Source organism: Anaerobacillus sp. ABR4_321 (assembly GCF_056158505.1).
Window position 1 is genome coordinate 425,614 of sequence record NZ_JBSWTK010000001.1, and the last position, 14,780, is coordinate 440,393.

General features: G+C 46.3%; 9 protein-coding genes, 2 tRNA genes and 3 rRNA genes. 1 reads left to right on the forward strand and 13 read right to left on the reverse strand.

Going from position 1 to position 14,780, the window contains the following annotated elements:
- Positions 1–17: 17 nt before the first annotated feature.
- Complete coding sequence (locus tag ACXADT_RS02265; protein ID WP_474814535.1) at positions 18–656, reverse strand: redox-sensing transcriptional repressor Rex; 639 nt, start codon at positions 654–656, stop codon at positions 18–20.
- Between the two features lie 43 nt (positions 657–699).
- Positions 700–1,182, reverse strand: a complete 483-nt coding sequence (gene moaC / locus ACXADT_RS02270; RefSeq protein ID WP_474833134.1) for a cyclic pyranopterin monophosphate synthase MoaC — start codon at positions 1,180–1,182, stop codon at positions 700–702.
- A gap of 246 nt (positions 1,183–1,428) precedes the next feature.
- Here moaC and ACXADT_RS02275 point away from each other — a divergent pair, with 246 nt between their 5' ends.
- Positions 1,429–3,348, forward strand: coding sequence for an ABC-F family ATP-binding cassette domain-containing protein (locus ACXADT_RS02275; RefSeq protein WP_474833136.1), 1,920 nt, complete (start codon positions 1,429–1,431; stop codon positions 3,346–3,348).
- Positions 3,349–3,597: 249 nt separating this feature from the next.
- Here the strand turns inward: ACXADT_RS02275 and tsaD are convergent, their stop codons facing one another.
- The 11 genes from tsaD to ACXADT_RS02330 all read right to left on the reverse strand — a co-directional run bounded on the left by tsaD (position 3,598) and on the right by ACXADT_RS02330 (position 14,749).
- On the reverse strand, positions 3,598–4,614 hold the full coding sequence (gene tsaD, locus ACXADT_RS02280; RefSeq protein WP_474833137.1) for a tRNA (adenosine(37)-N6)-threonylcarbamoyltransferase complex transferase subunit TsaD: 1,017 nt from the start codon (positions 4,612–4,614) through the stop codon (positions 3,598–3,600).
- Positions 4,604–5,062 carry a ribosomal protein S18-alanine N-acetyltransferase gene (rimI, locus tag ACXADT_RS02285; protein ID WP_270182971.1) on the reverse strand — a complete coding sequence of 153 codons (459 nt, stop codon included), beginning with the start codon at positions 5,060–5,062 and terminating at the stop codon, positions 4,604–4,606. Before rimI ends, tsaD begins: the two co-directional genes overlap by 11 nt.
- A 10-nt stretch (positions 5,063–5,072) precedes the next feature.
- Positions 5,073–5,768, reverse strand: coding sequence for a tRNA (adenosine(37)-N6)-threonylcarbamoyltransferase complex dimerization subunit type 1 TsaB (gene tsaB / locus ACXADT_RS02290; protein WP_474833138.1), 696 nt, complete (start codon positions 5,766–5,768; stop codon positions 5,073–5,075).
- On the reverse strand, positions 5,749–6,219 hold the full coding sequence (tsaE, locus tag ACXADT_RS02295) for a tRNA (adenosine(37)-N6)-threonylcarbamoyltransferase complex ATPase subunit type 1 TsaE (RefSeq protein WP_270182969.1): 471 nt from the start codon (positions 6,217–6,219) through the stop codon (positions 5,749–5,751). The genes tsaB and tsaE overlap by 20 nt, the downstream gene beginning before the upstream one ends.
- A 9-nt stretch (positions 6,220–6,228) precedes the next feature.
- Entirely contained in the window at positions 6,229–7,218 is a 990-nt protein-coding gene (gene thiL / locus ACXADT_RS02300) for a thiamine-phosphate kinase (RefSeq protein ID WP_474833140.1), read from the reverse strand.
- Between the two features lie 197 nt (positions 7,219–7,415).
- Positions 7,416–7,491: transfer RNA gene (locus ACXADT_RS02305), tRNA-Asp, on the reverse strand.
- Between the two features lie 191 nt (positions 7,492–7,682).
- Positions 7,683–7,759: transfer RNA gene (locus tag ACXADT_RS02310), tRNA-Met, on the reverse strand.
- A 126-nt stretch (positions 7,760–7,885) separates the two neighbouring features.
- Entirely contained in the window at positions 7,886–9,025 is a 1,140-nt protein-coding gene (locus ACXADT_RS02315) for a trans-sulfuration enzyme family protein (RefSeq protein ID WP_474833141.1), read from the reverse strand.
- Between the two features lie 858 nt (positions 9,026–9,883).
- A 5S ribosomal RNA gene (gene rrf / locus ACXADT_RS02320) occupies positions 9,884–10,000 on the reverse strand.
- A 56-nt stretch (positions 10,001–10,056) separates the two neighbouring features.
- Positions 10,057–12,986 (reverse strand): 23S ribosomal RNA (locus tag ACXADT_RS02325).
- Between the two features lie 213 nt (positions 12,987–13,199).
- Positions 13,200–14,749, reverse strand: a 16S ribosomal RNA gene (locus ACXADT_RS02330).
- Together the 16S, 23S and 5S rRNA genes form the textbook arrangement of a ribosomal RNA operon.
- Positions 14,750–14,780 lie beyond the last annotated feature (31 nt).

Here is a 14,780-nt window from a genome sequence, read left to right on the forward strand (position 1 = left end):
TCCTTAAGATTGTAAGTTTATACAGGGTAATGTTTCATAAAATACACGAGAGCCTGCAGCTCAACAGCCAGATCAATATGGTGCACTCGAATATGATCTGGTACGGTCAAACGTGCTGGCGTAAAGTTCAGAATCCCTTTAATTCCAGCCTCGTCCATTTGATCTGCAATCGACTGAGCAGCATGAACGGGTACTGTAAGGATAACGACTGAGATGTCGTTCTTCTTCACCTGTTCTTTAAACTGATCGATATGGTAGACCGGAATACCACCAATTTCTTGGTTTACTTTTGCAGCATCCGCATCAAATGCCAGTTCGATCTTCGTATTGTTATTCTTAATGAAATTGTAGTGCAGAAACGCTGTCCCAAGGTTACCTACTCCTACTAGAGCTACCCTGGTCGTTTCATCTTGATCTAGGGTCTTACTAAAGAAAGATAACAGATAATGAACGTTATACCCATACCCTTTTTTACCAAGAGCACCGAAATAACTAAAATCTCTTCGTATGGTAGCAGAATCTACCTTTATCGCATCGCTCAATTCAGCAGAACTTACCCGCTGTTTACCAGATGCACTAAGATTTTTTAAATAGCGATAATAGAGCGGCAGTCGTTTTGCTGTCGCTTGCGGAATTTTTGTTTGATCAATATCCATAAACACCCTCCACATTGACCTCCGCGCTCAATCTATGGTTGTCCTACTCGCGCTTGTAATCCCCGCTTTTCCCCCCTGTTTTTGTAAGGAGATAGGTTTCCCCGATAACGATGCCTTTATCCAGCGCTTTGCACATATCGTACACGGTTAATGCTGCCGCTGATGCTGCCGTCAGCGCTTCCATTTCTACTCCGGTGCTCCCTTTTGTTTTCACTTGAGCTTCAATCGTAAGCTCATAAAAGGAAGCGCTCACTTCCCAGTCGAAATGAAGGTCAACGCCAGAAAGCGCTATCGGATGACACATAGGGATGAGATCAGACGTTTTTTTTGCTGCCATAATCCCGGCAATTTGGGCGACTTGAAGCACATCGCCTTTCTTCATATTTCCGTCTTTGATACCAGTATAAATTTCTTCACTAACCTTCACGCTCGTTTTGGCAACCGCTGTACGAGCAGTCGGAGTTTTCTCTGTAATATCGACCATCTGTGCGCGGCCTTCTTTATTAAAATGAGTAAATGAACTCATGGCTGCCCCTTTCTTCTATAGATGATAGAAGGTTAAATGGAATGCTGCTACTTGTGACTATACACCATTTCTATCCTTTTTGCTGTTTTTTAACAAGAATTTTTATTACCATTTAATGAACATTCCTGTAGTTGCCCACCTTGTCCTCACTACGATAAACTTAAAGGAACGTAATCCAATGGTAGATCAAGCAAATCGCTCGATTCAACATACAACGAGAAGAGAGAAATTCGAGGTGAAGAAACAATGATCGCACTACAAGTAAATGGCGTATCAAAATCATTTGGTGCTGACCCTATTTTATCTAATATTAAGCTAGAAGTACAATCGAGAGACCGTGTGGCACTCGTTGGTCGAAACGGTGCCGGAAAGTCTACTCTTCTAAAACTCATCACAGGGCAGCTCTCCTATGATTCAGGAGATATCATCAAACCGAAAGATGTACGGATCGGATACATGGCTCAGGACACGGGCCTCGAATCGAACCTATCGATCTGGGATGAAATGCTTAGCGTCTTTGAAGAACTTCGTCGTATGGAAAAAGAACTTCGACGGTACGAAGAGAAGATGGGTGACCCATCTATCTATGAAAATGAGCAGGAATACCAGCGTATCATGAAAGAATATGACCAGCTTCAGGTCGCTTTCAAAGACAAAGGCGGCTACAAATACGAAGCGGATATTCGTACGGTCCTTCACGGGCTTAACTTCAAAGATTTCGATTATAAAACACCGATTTCTAGTCTAAGTGGAGGGCAAAAGACGCGCCTGGCGCTCGGTAAACTCTTACTTACAAAACCTGAGCTACTCATTCTGGATGAGCCGACAAACCATCTTGATATCCAAACACTCACATGGCTCGAGGGTTATTTAACAGGCTACACAGGTGCCATCCTCATCGTTTCTCACGACCGCTATTTTCTCGATAAAATCGTGAACAAGGTATATGAGATCTCAAGAAACCGTGCAGAACGATTCGAAGGAAATTATAGCTTCTATTTAGAAGAGAAAGATCGGCGCTATGAGCAGCAGCTCAAAGAGTTTGAGAAGCAGCAAAAGGAAATCGCAAAACTAGAAGACTTTGTTCAGAAAAACATCGTCCGCGCCTCTACGACAAAGCGTGCTCAAAGTAGAAGAAAGCAGCTTGAAAAGATGGAGCGGATCGATAAGCCAAAAGGCGATGAGAAATCAGCCAACATTTCGTTTACGATCGACAAGCAAACAGGTAACGATGTACTGAGTGTGAGGGAGTTATCGATCGGCTACCCGGATACGGTGATCAATGATCAACTAACGTTCGACTTGAAACGCCAGGAAAGCGTTGCGCTCGTTGGTCCGAACGGAATCGGAAAATCGACGCTGCTGCAGGCGATCGTCTCAGGAAAAACCCTCCTAGGCGGAGAATTAAACTTCGGAAGTAATGTTCAGGTCGGGTTCTATGATCAAGAGCAAACGAATCTCACATCGAATAAAACTGTCCTTAACGAACTATGGGATGACTTCCCATTAACCGATGAAAAGGATATCCGTGCCGTATTAGGCCGCTTCCTTTTCAGCGGCGATGATGTATTGAAGATTGTATCCGAACTAAGCGGTGGAGAAAAAGGTAGACTCGCGCTCTCTAAACTGATGATGCAAAAGTCAAACCTCCTTATACTCGACGAACCGACGAACCACCTTGATTTAGATAGTAAAGAAATTTTAGAAGAAGCGCTCATCCAGTTCCCTGGAACGATCTTGTTCGTTTCACACGATCGGTACTTCATCAATCGAATCGCCACTCGTGTCCTTGAGTTATCCACTGAAGGTGTCACATCATACCTCGGTGACTATGATTACTATGTAGAAAAGAAAGAGGAACTCGCTGAACTCGCCGCTCTTGAACAGCAGGAACAATCGAGTGCGCCAGAAGTTTCCGGAAAATCTAGTTTTCAACAAGATAAAGAAGCAAAACGCCAGGAAAGACAAATCTTAAGGCGGATCGACGAAATTGAAAAAGAAATTGATTCGGCAGAAGCTAGAATCGACGAAATAGAAGCAGAACTCTGTATTCCTGAAGTGTTTGAAGATCATGAGAAGGTGATGGTCTTAAATGAAGAGCTCGATAAATTAAGAACGAGAACAGAAGAACTCATGGAAGAATGGGGAGAACTTCAAGAAGCTTAAACAGTCCACAGTGGACTGTTTTTTCTTTAGATAGAAAATTTTCCGACATATTCACACAATCCACATACTTATACACAGAATGTGTGTTTATCTAACGAGATATTTCTAATTTATCAACATTATCCACAGTTAAACGAATTGTTATCCACAAATCTTTACCCACAGCAGAAATCCCCTTCGTTTCAGATATAGGACAATATGTCCACAATATTCACTGCTTGTGGATAATTAGAAACAAAAAAACCGGGACTAGATTCCCAGTTCTAATCCCGGATTTGCATTAAGGTGTAAGGAAGAACGCTTCCCTTTTCGATAGGAAATGGTACCTGCTGCAGCAATCATCGCCGCATTATCTGTACAATAATGAAGAGGTGGAATGATCAGCTCGATCTCTGAATCCTTAAAGGCTTCTTTTAAAGCTCTTCGAAGACCTTTGTTCGCCGCAACTCCCCCAGCAAGCAGCACTTGTTTCACATCATATTCTTCAGCCGCTCGCTTCGTTTTCATTACGAGGACATCGACTACGGCTGCTTGAAAGCTTGCCGCTAGATCTTCAGGCTTGATCTCCTCATTACGCTGCTTTGCGTTATGAACGGTGTTGATTACGGCAGATTTCAATCCACTAAAGCTGAAATCATAAGACCCTTTCTCAAGCCATGCACGAGGAAGCGGTACCGACTCCGTGCCTTCTTGTGCAAGACGATCGATATGCGGTCCACCTGGGTATGGCAGCTTCAACGTTCTCGCCACTTTGTCATAGGCTTCTCCTGCAGCGTCATCACGCGTTTCTCCTATCAACGTGAACTCTCCTTCAGATTCCATATAAACAAGCTCTGTATGCCCTCCTGAGACAACGAGAGATAGCAATGGATACTTAAGCTCAGAGACAAGCTGATTCGCATAGATATGCCCGGCGATATGATGGGTTCCAATAAGAGGCTTTTGATGAGCGAACGCTAACGCTTTCGCTGTGTTCACTCCAATTAACAAGGCTCCTACTAGTCCTGGTCCTTCCGTAACGGCGATCGCGTCGATATCATCCATCGTCACTTCAGCCTTTCGAAGTGCTTCTTCTAAAATAACCGTCATTTCCTCTACATGATGACGAGATGCGATCTCAGGTACGACACCACCAAAACGCTTATGACTTTCAATTTGCGAAGCCACGACGTTAGAAAGAACTTCTGTTCCGCCTTTAACGATCGAAACCGCTGTTTCATCACAGCTTGTTTCGATTCCTAGTATGATTTCTGATTTATTTTCCATTTAAATTCACCCACATTACTAGTGCATCCTCCTGGTTATCTGAATAATAACCTTTGCGGATGCCTCCTTCTACAAAACCTAGTTTCTTATATAAATTCTGTGCAACTGTATTCGACACTCTAACTTCAAGCGTCATGGTCAACGCTCCCCGCGATTTCGCAAAACGAATCGCTTTACTCATCAACGCTTCGCCTAACTTCATTCCTCTATAGTCTGGATGCAGGGCGATGTTCGTAATATGGGCTTCATCAATAATCACCCATACGCCGCAGTATCCAGCGATTTCTTCACCGACTTCGAGTAAAAGGTAAGTAGCAAACTGATTCACAACCACTTCATTGTAAAAAGCAGACCGACTCCACGGCGTTGGAAACGTTGCTTTCTCAATCTCCATGACAGCTTCAATATCTTCCACAGTCATCGAACGAAACGATATCGTCTTTTCCATTACGAATCCCCTACTTTTCCTGCGAAGCGAGCCATTTAGCTTCCGCCTCTGCCATCCTTACGTAATTCGGTTTAAACGCGTGTACATCCTCAACCGGTTCCTTCTTCGCTCCTAGCACAGCAAGCTCGGATGGACGAGCATTGGTACTACTAATAGGGGCAAAGATCGCTTTATCGCCAAGTATACTTTCAATCGTTTCTTTGTGATTCGATAGATCATTGCTAATGAATAGGAATTGCTCATGGCTTTCTTTATTTACTTTAAGCCACTCTTCAAACAATACGATCTGATCGTCACTCTTTCTTACAGGATGTGGCATGCCTTTCTCAAATACCCCATTATAGACTTGTCCTCTTCTCGCATCGAAGAATGGCACGATTGCTCCGTCGAAATAGCGTCCGCTTTGGGCGAGAACTTCGAGACTCGATACGCCTACAAGAGGTATGTTTAACGTCCAAGCTAACGTTTTAGCAATGCTCACGCCAATGCGAAGTCCAGTATACGAGCCTGGCCCTTCAGCAACGACGATACGATCGAGCTCATTCGGCTTTACCCCGACCTCTTCTAATAACTCTTCGATCGCTGGCATCAGTCGAATCGAGTGATTCTTCTTTAAGTTTGTAATCAGTTCGCCTACGATAATATCATCTACCATCACAGCGACACCCATTACATAGTTAGATGAATCAATGGCTAGTACTCTCATCTTGCAACTCCTTACAAACAGATTCATAAAAGTCCCCAAAAGGTCTTAATATCAATCTGCGTTCTGATTCTCTTTGATGATAGATTTCGATACGTAATAGTTCTTTTGGCAGCATATCCTGTATAAATTTCGCCCATTCTACTACAGTGACACCTTCGCCTTCAAAATATTCACTAAATCCTAGATCCTCATCGCTTTCTTCTAATCGATACGCATCCATATGATAGAGAGGAATATTCCCTTCGTATTCCTTAATGATGGTAAACGTAGGGCTATTTACTATTTTCTTTACACCGAGACCTTTTCCAATTCCCTTTGTAAAAGTTGTCTTGCCTGCACCTAGATCTCCCTCTAACGTTAATACGCTACCTGGCTTAAGCTTTTCACCAAGCTTAATGCCGAGCTCTATGGTTTCTTCTGGAGATTTCATGATGAAAGCATATGCACTCATGGTCATCACCTATTCCTCAGACGAGAAGTGATTGTATCCCTTCTTGTCCAAAATATATTTGTTTTCCTTATTCACTAAATGAACAGAACCATCGCCTTCTGCGACATATCCTATCTTGTAGATTGGTTCGTTCTGATTCGTAAACAACTGCTCGATCTTATCCCATTCACTTTCTGACACTGTTCCGATCAACACAAAATCTTCTCCACTGTATAACATCCAGTCTAACCGCTGTTCTGAAGAATAAGCATCAAACCCTTCAGGACGTGGAAGATAATGTTCTTCTAGCACAATGGAAACGTTGCTCGCTTCAGCAATTTCATGTGCTTCACTAGCAATTCCATCACTTACATCGTTCAATGCTACACGACACCCACTCTTCGACAGAAGCCTTCCTGCTTTCACATGAGGATATGGCGTTTGATGGGCCTTTATATAAGATTGGGTATTAGGGTTTTCAAGTTCCGTTTCCTTGAGTAGATACGAAAGTCCTGCAGCCGATCCACCGACCGCACCGGTAAGAAACACCACATCTCCGGCTACAGCATTTTTCCTCAAAAGTTTTCTTTCTCGTTCTACTTTTCCGATTGCCGTAACGGATATGGTTAAGGCATCTCTACTCGAAACCGTATCTCCACCGATCATGTCCATCTCAAACTCATTGCCAATCGCATGCAGACCACGGTAAACCTGCTCGAGCTCCTCATCTGACCACCCTGTTTTAGGGATTGAGATAGACACTAAATAAAAGAGAGGGACTCCGCCCATCGCTGCAATATCACTAATATTTACCGCAAGAGCTTTACTTCCGATCTGTTCCGGCGTCATCGTATCCCTCGTGAAATGAACACCTTCCACCATCGTATCGACACAGGCAATCTCATCCCACTCTGAAGCAACACGATAAAGGGCTGCGTCATCCCCGATTCCTTCTATCAATTCTTCACGTTTTGTATAAGCTGGTTTAATTGATCGTATAAACTCAAATTCATCTTTCAACCAAACTCATCTCACTTTCCATTTTATAAAAAAACCTTAGGAATTTCATCCTAAGGCTCTCCTTCTAACAGTTTATCTTAATTTCAAGAAAAATCACATCCAATATGAAAAATCAGATGTGCAGTCGGTTTTTAAATTCAGTTTATCTTTATAAAATAAAAAAAAAGCGATTCGCTCGCTCTATGAAAATACTAAAATGGCGGTCCCGACGGGAATCGAACCCGCGATCTCCTGCGTGACAGGCAGGCATGTTAACCGCTACACCACGGGACCACTTATATGTTCACTTACGTTAGTTACAGAAAACTGTAATTAAGTGTTTAGGTTGCCCCTAAAGGGACTTCGATAAAATTTTAACACGGAAGATTAATCGACGTAGTTAAAATTTTGATTGCACTCTATCGAGTACTTCGATTGAATTCTAGCAAGGAAGTCAACTCGACGTAGTTAGAATTCGAAAATTTTGGTTGCGGGGGCAGGATTTGAACCTGCGACCTTCGGGTTATGAGCCCGACGAGCTACCGAACTGCTCCACCCCGCGACGATAGTATAAAATTAATGCTTATGATGCGCATAGTTAATAACGTTATCTAACGTCACAAGTAATACTATACCAGATAAAAACAGGTTATGCAAGCATTGAGAGAAAAAGAAAAATCCCCCTTCATTAGAGGGATTTCTCAACTGCTTGCTTAAATGCATCTGTTATGTCGTTTTCATTTTCTATACCTACAGAAATACGGACAAGCTGCTTTGTGATACCGAGCTTTGCTCTAGTTTCATCAGGTACTGTGCGATGCGATGTGGCAATTGGATAAGACACTGATGTATCCAAACCGGCTAACGTTGGTACGATTTTCACCCAACCGAGTGATTTGAAGAACGTATCAACATTAACGTTATCTTCTAATTCAATCGATACGACAGCTCCATTTCCTCTCTCAGAAACATAGCGTGGATAGTAGACACTCTTTATTCCCTCTACCCGTTTAAGCTCATCAGCAAGGAACTGTGCATTCTTCACATGACGTTCCATTCTGACACTTAACGTTTTCAGTCCTCTACATCCTAACCATGCTTCAAATGGGCTTAGATTAGCTCCGAGATTAATGACCTTTGCTTTCGCTTTAGCAATAAGGTTCTCTTTCCCCACAACAACACCAGCAGTTACATCGCTATGTCCACCTATGTACTTTGTAGCACTATGCACGACAAGATCGATTCCCATCGTATACGGTTGGAGTAGAAATGGCGTCGCAAACGTATTATCAACCATCGTTACAAGGTTATGCTTTTTCCCTAGGCTAGCAAGTTGATGCAAATCTTCTACTCTTAGAAGCGGATTCGTAACCGATTCTGTATATAGGAGCTTCGTATTCGATTGTATCGCACTTTCAACTGCTTCAACGTCTGCATAATCTACAAACGATACATCTATACCGAAATCTTTTAGTTCACTCTCAAACAACGAGTAAGTACCACCATACAAGTCATCGCATGCGACGATGTGGTCTCCAGCTTTTACAGTAGCTAGCACACCAGCAAGAATAGCTGACAACCCTGATGAAGTTGCTACCCCTTTAGGCGCCCCTTCAAGATCTGCTACACCCATTCCGAGATCATCTGTGTTTGGATTACTAACCCTCGTATATAAATAATCTTTCTTCCCTTGATAGAAAGACTCTAAATCTTCTAGGTCCTCAAATACAAAAGAAGATGTTTGGTAGATTGGTTTAGCCTTACTTACAGTTTCAGCTGTTTCTTTTTTAGGAAATCGAACTGCCCTGGTGTCAAAATGAAAACTCATTTACTTTCCCCTCTCTATTCTGAAATTCTTTTTCATTAACCTTAAGTCTTCTAGCGTGATTTATCAAGTAAGGCGGTCGGAATATTCAAAAATAATTTCAGTAGAGGAGATGCGTAAGCAATTTGAAAGAAGAGTTCAGCTATGGAGCATTAATTAGACAGAATCTTATTCAGAAAAAGCGTTAAAACATGGGTTATCAGCGATTTTTATTGGTTTATCAGCGGAAATTCTAATTTATCGGCTAATTTGAGGTAAATATCAGCGAAAGGAAGACATTTATCGGCGATTTTACGTTTTTATCAGCGAAGCGTTGTTTGTAACGATTGATTTGTTAAAAGCACATTCAGATAAAACCTTTTGCGGGCGAGCGATCCGGGCGATATCCGCGAAATTTTCATTTTATCCGCGATAATCATGATATATCCGCGCTTTTCGATTTTTATCCGCGAAACCACTTTTCAGGAACCCCTGATGACTCAACACCACATTCAGACAAAACAAAAAAGCCAGAGCTCAATGCTCTGACTTCTCTCTTGCCTAGCGACGTCCTACTCTTGCAGGGGGAGAGCCCCCAACTACCATCGGCGCGCGAGCTTAACTTCCGTGTTCTCATACGGGGCGCGATAAGCGGCGAACTTCTTCGTCAGCTGCGCGATGCTGGATCCTCATAGATCTCCGAATATCTACTCCGGTCCAGCCTCACTTGCTTCCTCGAATTTCTTGCTTCTCCCACCCCTACGAAGCTTTCGAAGATGCCCTTTTCTCTCTTCTCAATGAAGGTACTTACCTTACGGTCTCGCAATAAAAACCAAAAAAGCATACAAAAAAGCCAGAGCTCAATGCTCTGACTTCTCATTTGCCTAGCGACGTCCTACTCTTGCAGGGGGAGAGCCCCCAACTACCATCGGCGCTGAAGAGCTTAACTTCCGTGTTCGGCATGGGAACGGGTGTGACCTCTTCGCCTTCATCACTAGACTATTCAGGTATTCCCTGAAAACTAGATAGCACTCGCAACGTATTCCAATATGTTTTAGGTTAAGCCCTCGATCGATTAGTATTCGTCAGCTCCACGTGTCGCCACGCTTCCACCCCGAACCTATCAACCTCATCATCTCTGAGGGATCTTACCAGCTTGACGCTGTGGGAAATCTCATCTCGAGGGGGGCTTCATGCTTAGATGCTTTCAGCACTTATCCCTTCCACACGTAGCTACCCAGCTATGCTCCTGGCGGAACAACTGGTACACCAGCGGTGTGTCCATCCCGGTCCTCTCGTACTAAGGACAGCTCCTCTCAAATTTCCTGCGCCCGCGACGGATAGGGACCGAACTGTCTCACGACGTTCTGAACCCAGCTCGCGTACCGCTTTAATGGGCGAACAGCCCAACCCTTGGGACCTACTTCAGCCCCAGGATGCGATGAGCCGACATCGAGGTGCCAAACCTCCCCGTCGATGTGGACTCTTGGGGGAGATAAGCCTGTTATCCCCAGGGTAGCTTTTATCCGTTGAGCGATGGCCCTTCCATGCGGAACCACCGGATCACTAAGCCCGACTTTCGTCCCTGCTCGACTTGTAGGTCTCGCAGTCAAGCTCCCTTGTGCCTTTACACTCTGCGAATGATTTCCAACCATTCTGAGGGAACCTTTGGGCGCCTCCGTTACTCTTTAGGAGGCGACCGCCCCAGTCAAACTGCCCACCTGACACTGTCTCCGCACCGGATCACGGTGCTGGGTTAGAATGTCAGTACAGCCAGGGTAGTATCCCACCGACGCCTCCACCGAACCTAGCGGTCCGGCTTCTATGGCTCCTACCTATCCTGTACAAGCTGTACCAAAATCCAATATCAGGCTACAGTAAAGCTCCATGGGGTCTTTCCGTCCTGTCGCGGGTAACCTGCATCTTCACAGGTACTATAATTTCACCGGGTCTCTCGTTGAGACAGTATCCAAGTCGTTGCACCTTTCGTGCGGGTCGGAACTTACCCGACAAGGAATTTCGCTACCTTAGGACCGTTATAGTTACGGCCGCCGTTTACTGGGGCTTCGATTCAGAGCTTCTCCCGTAAGGGATAACCCCTCCTCTTAACCTTCCAGCACCGGGCAGGTGTCAGCCCCTATACATCGCCTTGCGGCTTGGCAGAGACCTGTGTTTTTGCTAAACAGTCGCTTGGATCTTTTCACTGCGGCTCCCCTGGGCTATTCACCCGAGGAAGCACCCCTTCTCCCGAAGTTACGGGGTCATTTTGCCGAGTTCCTTAACGAGAGTTCTCCCGATCGTCTTAGGATTCTCTCCTCGCCTACCTGTGTCGGTTTGCGGTACGGGCACCTCTTTCCTCACTAGAGGCTTTTCTTGGCAGTGTAGAATCAGGGACTTCGGTACTTAAATTCCCTCGCCATCACGACTCAGCCTTCACGGTGAACGGATTTGCCTATTCACCAGCCTAATCGCTTGGACGCGCATGTCCAGCAGCGCGCTCTCCCTATCTTTCTGCGTCCCCCCGTCGTTCAAACGGAAAGGAGGTGGTACAGGAATATCAACCTGTTATCCATCGCCTACGCCTTTCGGCCTCGGCTTAGGTCCCGACTAACCCTGAGCGGACGAGCCTTCCTCAGGAAACCTTGGGCTTTCGACGGACAAGATTCTCACTTGTCTTTCGCTACTCATACCGGCATTCTCACTTCTAAGCGCTCCACCAGTCCTTTCGGTCTGACTTCGCAGCCCTTAGAACGCTCTCCTACCATTGTCGTAAGACAATCCACAGCTTCGGTGATACGTTTAGCCCCGGTACATTTTCGGCGCAGCGTCACTCGACCAGTGAGCTATTACGCACTCTTTAAATGATGGCTGCTTCTAAGCCAACATCCTGGTTGTCTAAGCAACGCCACATCCTTTTCCACTTAACGTATACTTTGGGACCTTAGCTGGTGGTCTGGGCTGTTTCCCTCTCGACTACGGATCTTATCACTCGCAGTCTGACTCCCGCGGATAAATCGTTGGCATTCGGAGTTTGACTGGATTCGGTAATCCGGTAGGGACCCCTAGTCCAATCAGTGCTCTACCTCCAAGATTCTTGCCGCGAGGCTAGCCCTAAAGCTATTTCGGAGAGAACCAGCTATCTCCGGGTTCGATTGGCATTTCACCGCTACCCACACCTCATCCCCGCATTTTTCAACATGCGTGGGTTCGGGCCTCCATTCAGTGTTACCTGAACTTCACCCTGGACATGGGTAGATCACCCGGTTTCGGGTCTACGACCACGTACTCCTTCGCCCTATTCAGACTCGCTTTCGCTGCGGCTCCGCCTTCTCGGCTTAACCTTGCACGGGATCGTAACTCGCCGGTTCATTCTACAAAAGGCACGCTGTCACCCATTAACGGGCTCCAACTAGTTGTAGGCACACGGTTTCAGGTTCTCTTTCACTCCCCTTCCGGGGTGCTTTTCACCTTTCCCTCACGGTACTGGTTCACTATCGGTCACTAGAGAGTATTTAGCCTTGGGAGATGGTCCTCCCGGATTCCGACGGGGTTTCACGTGTCCCGCCGTACTCAGGATCCGTCTCGGAGGGCAGCGGATTTTGACTACAGGATTGTTACCTTCTCTGATGGACCTTTCCAGGTCGCTTCGTCTATCCGTGCCTTTGTAACTCCAATGAGACGTCCTACAACCCCAGAGGGCAAGCCCTCTGGTTTGGGCTGTTTCCGTTTCGCTCGCCGCTACTCAGGAAATCGCGATTGCTTTCTCTTCCTCCGGGTACTGAGATGTTTCAGTTCCCCGGGTATGCCTTTTACTTCCTATGTATTCAGAAGTAAATACCATCCCATTACGGATGGTGGGTTCCCCCATTCGGAAATCTCCGGATCAAAGCGTACTTACTGCTCCCCGAAGCATATCGGTGTTCGTCCCGTCCTTCATCGGCTTCTAGTGCCAAGGCATCCACCGTGCGCCCTTAGTAGCTTAACCTTAGATTTCGCTAGAAACAGTGTTCTAACGTCATCGGTGCACATCGTTAGATGTGACTAACTAAGTTATAACGCAAAAAATAATAATTATTGGATGTCGTTGTTTGTGCTATCTAGTTTTCAAGGAACGTGAAAGAATACAATCATTCTTTCAAAACTAAACGAAACGCTCATGCAAGTTTGGCAACCAATGTTGCCTCGTAATTCTCCATAGAAAGGAGGTGATCCAGCCGCACCTTCCGATACGGCTACCTTGTTACGACTTCACCCCAATCATTTGTCCCACCTTCGGCGGCTGGCTCCAAAAGGTTACCTCACCGACTTCGGGTGTTACAAACTCTCGTGGTGTGACGGGCGGTGTGTACAAGGCCCGGGAACGTATTCACCGCGGCATGCTGATCCGCGATTACTAGCAATTCCGGCTTCATGCAGGCGAGTTGCAGCCTGCAATCCGAACTGAGAACGGCTTTATGGGATTCGCTTCACCTCGCGGTGTCGCTGCCCTTTGTACCGTCCATTGTAGCACGTGTGTAGCCCAGGTCATAAGGGGCATGATGATTTGACGTCGTCCCCACCTTCCTCCGGTTTGTCACCGGCAGTCACCTTAGAGTGCCCAACTGAATGCTGGCAACTAAGATCAAGGGTTGCGCTCGTTGCGGGACTTAACCCAACATCTCACGACACGAGCTGACGACAACCATGCACCACCTGTCACTCTGTCCCCCGAAGGGGAACGTCCTATCTCTAGGAGTGGCAGAGGATGTCAAGACCTGGTAAGGTTCTTCGCGTTGCTTCGAATTAAACCACATGCTCCACTGCTTGTGCGGGCCCCCGTCAATTCCTTTGAGTTTCAACCTTGCGGTCGTACTCCCCAGGCGGAGTGCTTAATGTGTTAACTTCAGCACTGAGGGTGGAACCCCCCAACACCTAGCACTCATCGTTTACGGCGTGGACTACCAGGGTATCTAATCCTGTTTGCTCCCCACGCTTTCGCGCCTCAGCGTCAGTTACAGACCAGAGAGCCGCCTTCGCCACTGGTGTTCCTCCACATATCTACGCATTTCACCGCTACACGTGGAATTCCACTCTCCTCTTCTGCACTCAAGTCCCCCAGTTTCCAATGGCCCTCCACGGTTGAGCCGTGGGCTTTCACATCAGACTTAAGAGACCGCCTGCGCGCGCTTTACGCCCAATAATTCCGGACAACGCTTGCCACCTACGTATTACCGCGGCTGCTGGCACGTAGTTAGCCGTGGCTTTCTGGTTAGGTACCGTCAAGGTACCGCCCTATTCGAACGGTACTTGTTCTTCCCTAACAACAGAGCTTTACGACCCGAAGGCCTTCGTCACTCACGCGGCGTTGCTCCGTCAGACTTTCGTCCATTGCGGAAGATTCCCTACTGCTGCCTCCCGTAGGAGTCTGGGCCGTGTCTCAGTCCCAGTGTGGCCGATCACCCTCTCAGGTCGGCTACGCATCGTGGCCTTGGTAAGCCGTTACCTTACCAACTAGCTAATGCGCCGCGGGCCCATCCTACAGTGTTAGCCAGAGGCCAACTTTCAACGTTGCATCATGCGATGCTATGTATTACCCGGTATTAGCTCCGGTTTCCCGGAGTTATCCCAGTCTGTAGGGCAGGTTGCCCACGTGTTACTCACCCGTCCGCCGCTGAGAAATGGGAGCAAGCTCCCATTTCTCCGCTCGACTTGCATGTATTAGGCACGCCGCCAGCGTTCGTCCTGAGCCAGGATCAAACTCTCCGATAGAAAAGTTCAATCTAGCTTTAAAACAATGTTG

Coding starts and splice junctions, on each gene's coding strand:
- ACXADT_RS02265 (WP_474814535.1), bottom strand. CDS start 656: ATGGATATTGATCAAACAAAAATTCCGCAAGCGACAGCAAAACGACTG.
- moaC (WP_474833134.1), bottom strand. CDS start 1,182: ATGAGTTCATTTACTCATTTTAATAAAGAAGGCCGCGCACAGATGGTC.
- ACXADT_RS02275 (WP_474833136.1), top strand. CDS start 1,429: ATGATCGCACTACAAGTAAATGGCGTATCAAAATCATTTGGTGCTGAC.
- tsaD (WP_474833137.1), bottom strand. CDS start 4,614: ATGGAAAATAAATCAGAAATCATACTAGGAATCGAAACAAGCTGTGAT.
- rimI (WP_270182971.1), bottom strand. CDS start 5,062: ATGGAAAAGACGATATCGTTTCGTTCGATGACTGTGGAAGATATTGAA.
- tsaB (WP_474833138.1), bottom strand. CDS start 5,768: ATGAGAGTACTAGCCATTGATTCATCTAACTATGTAATGGGTGTCGCT.
- tsaE (WP_270182969.1), bottom strand. CDS start 6,219: ATGAGTGCATATGCTTTCATCATGAAATCTCCAGAAGAAACCATAGAG.
- ACXADT_RS02315 (WP_474833141.1), bottom strand. CDS start 9,025: ATGAGTTTTCATTTTGACACCAGGGCAGTTCGATTTCCTAAAAAAGAA.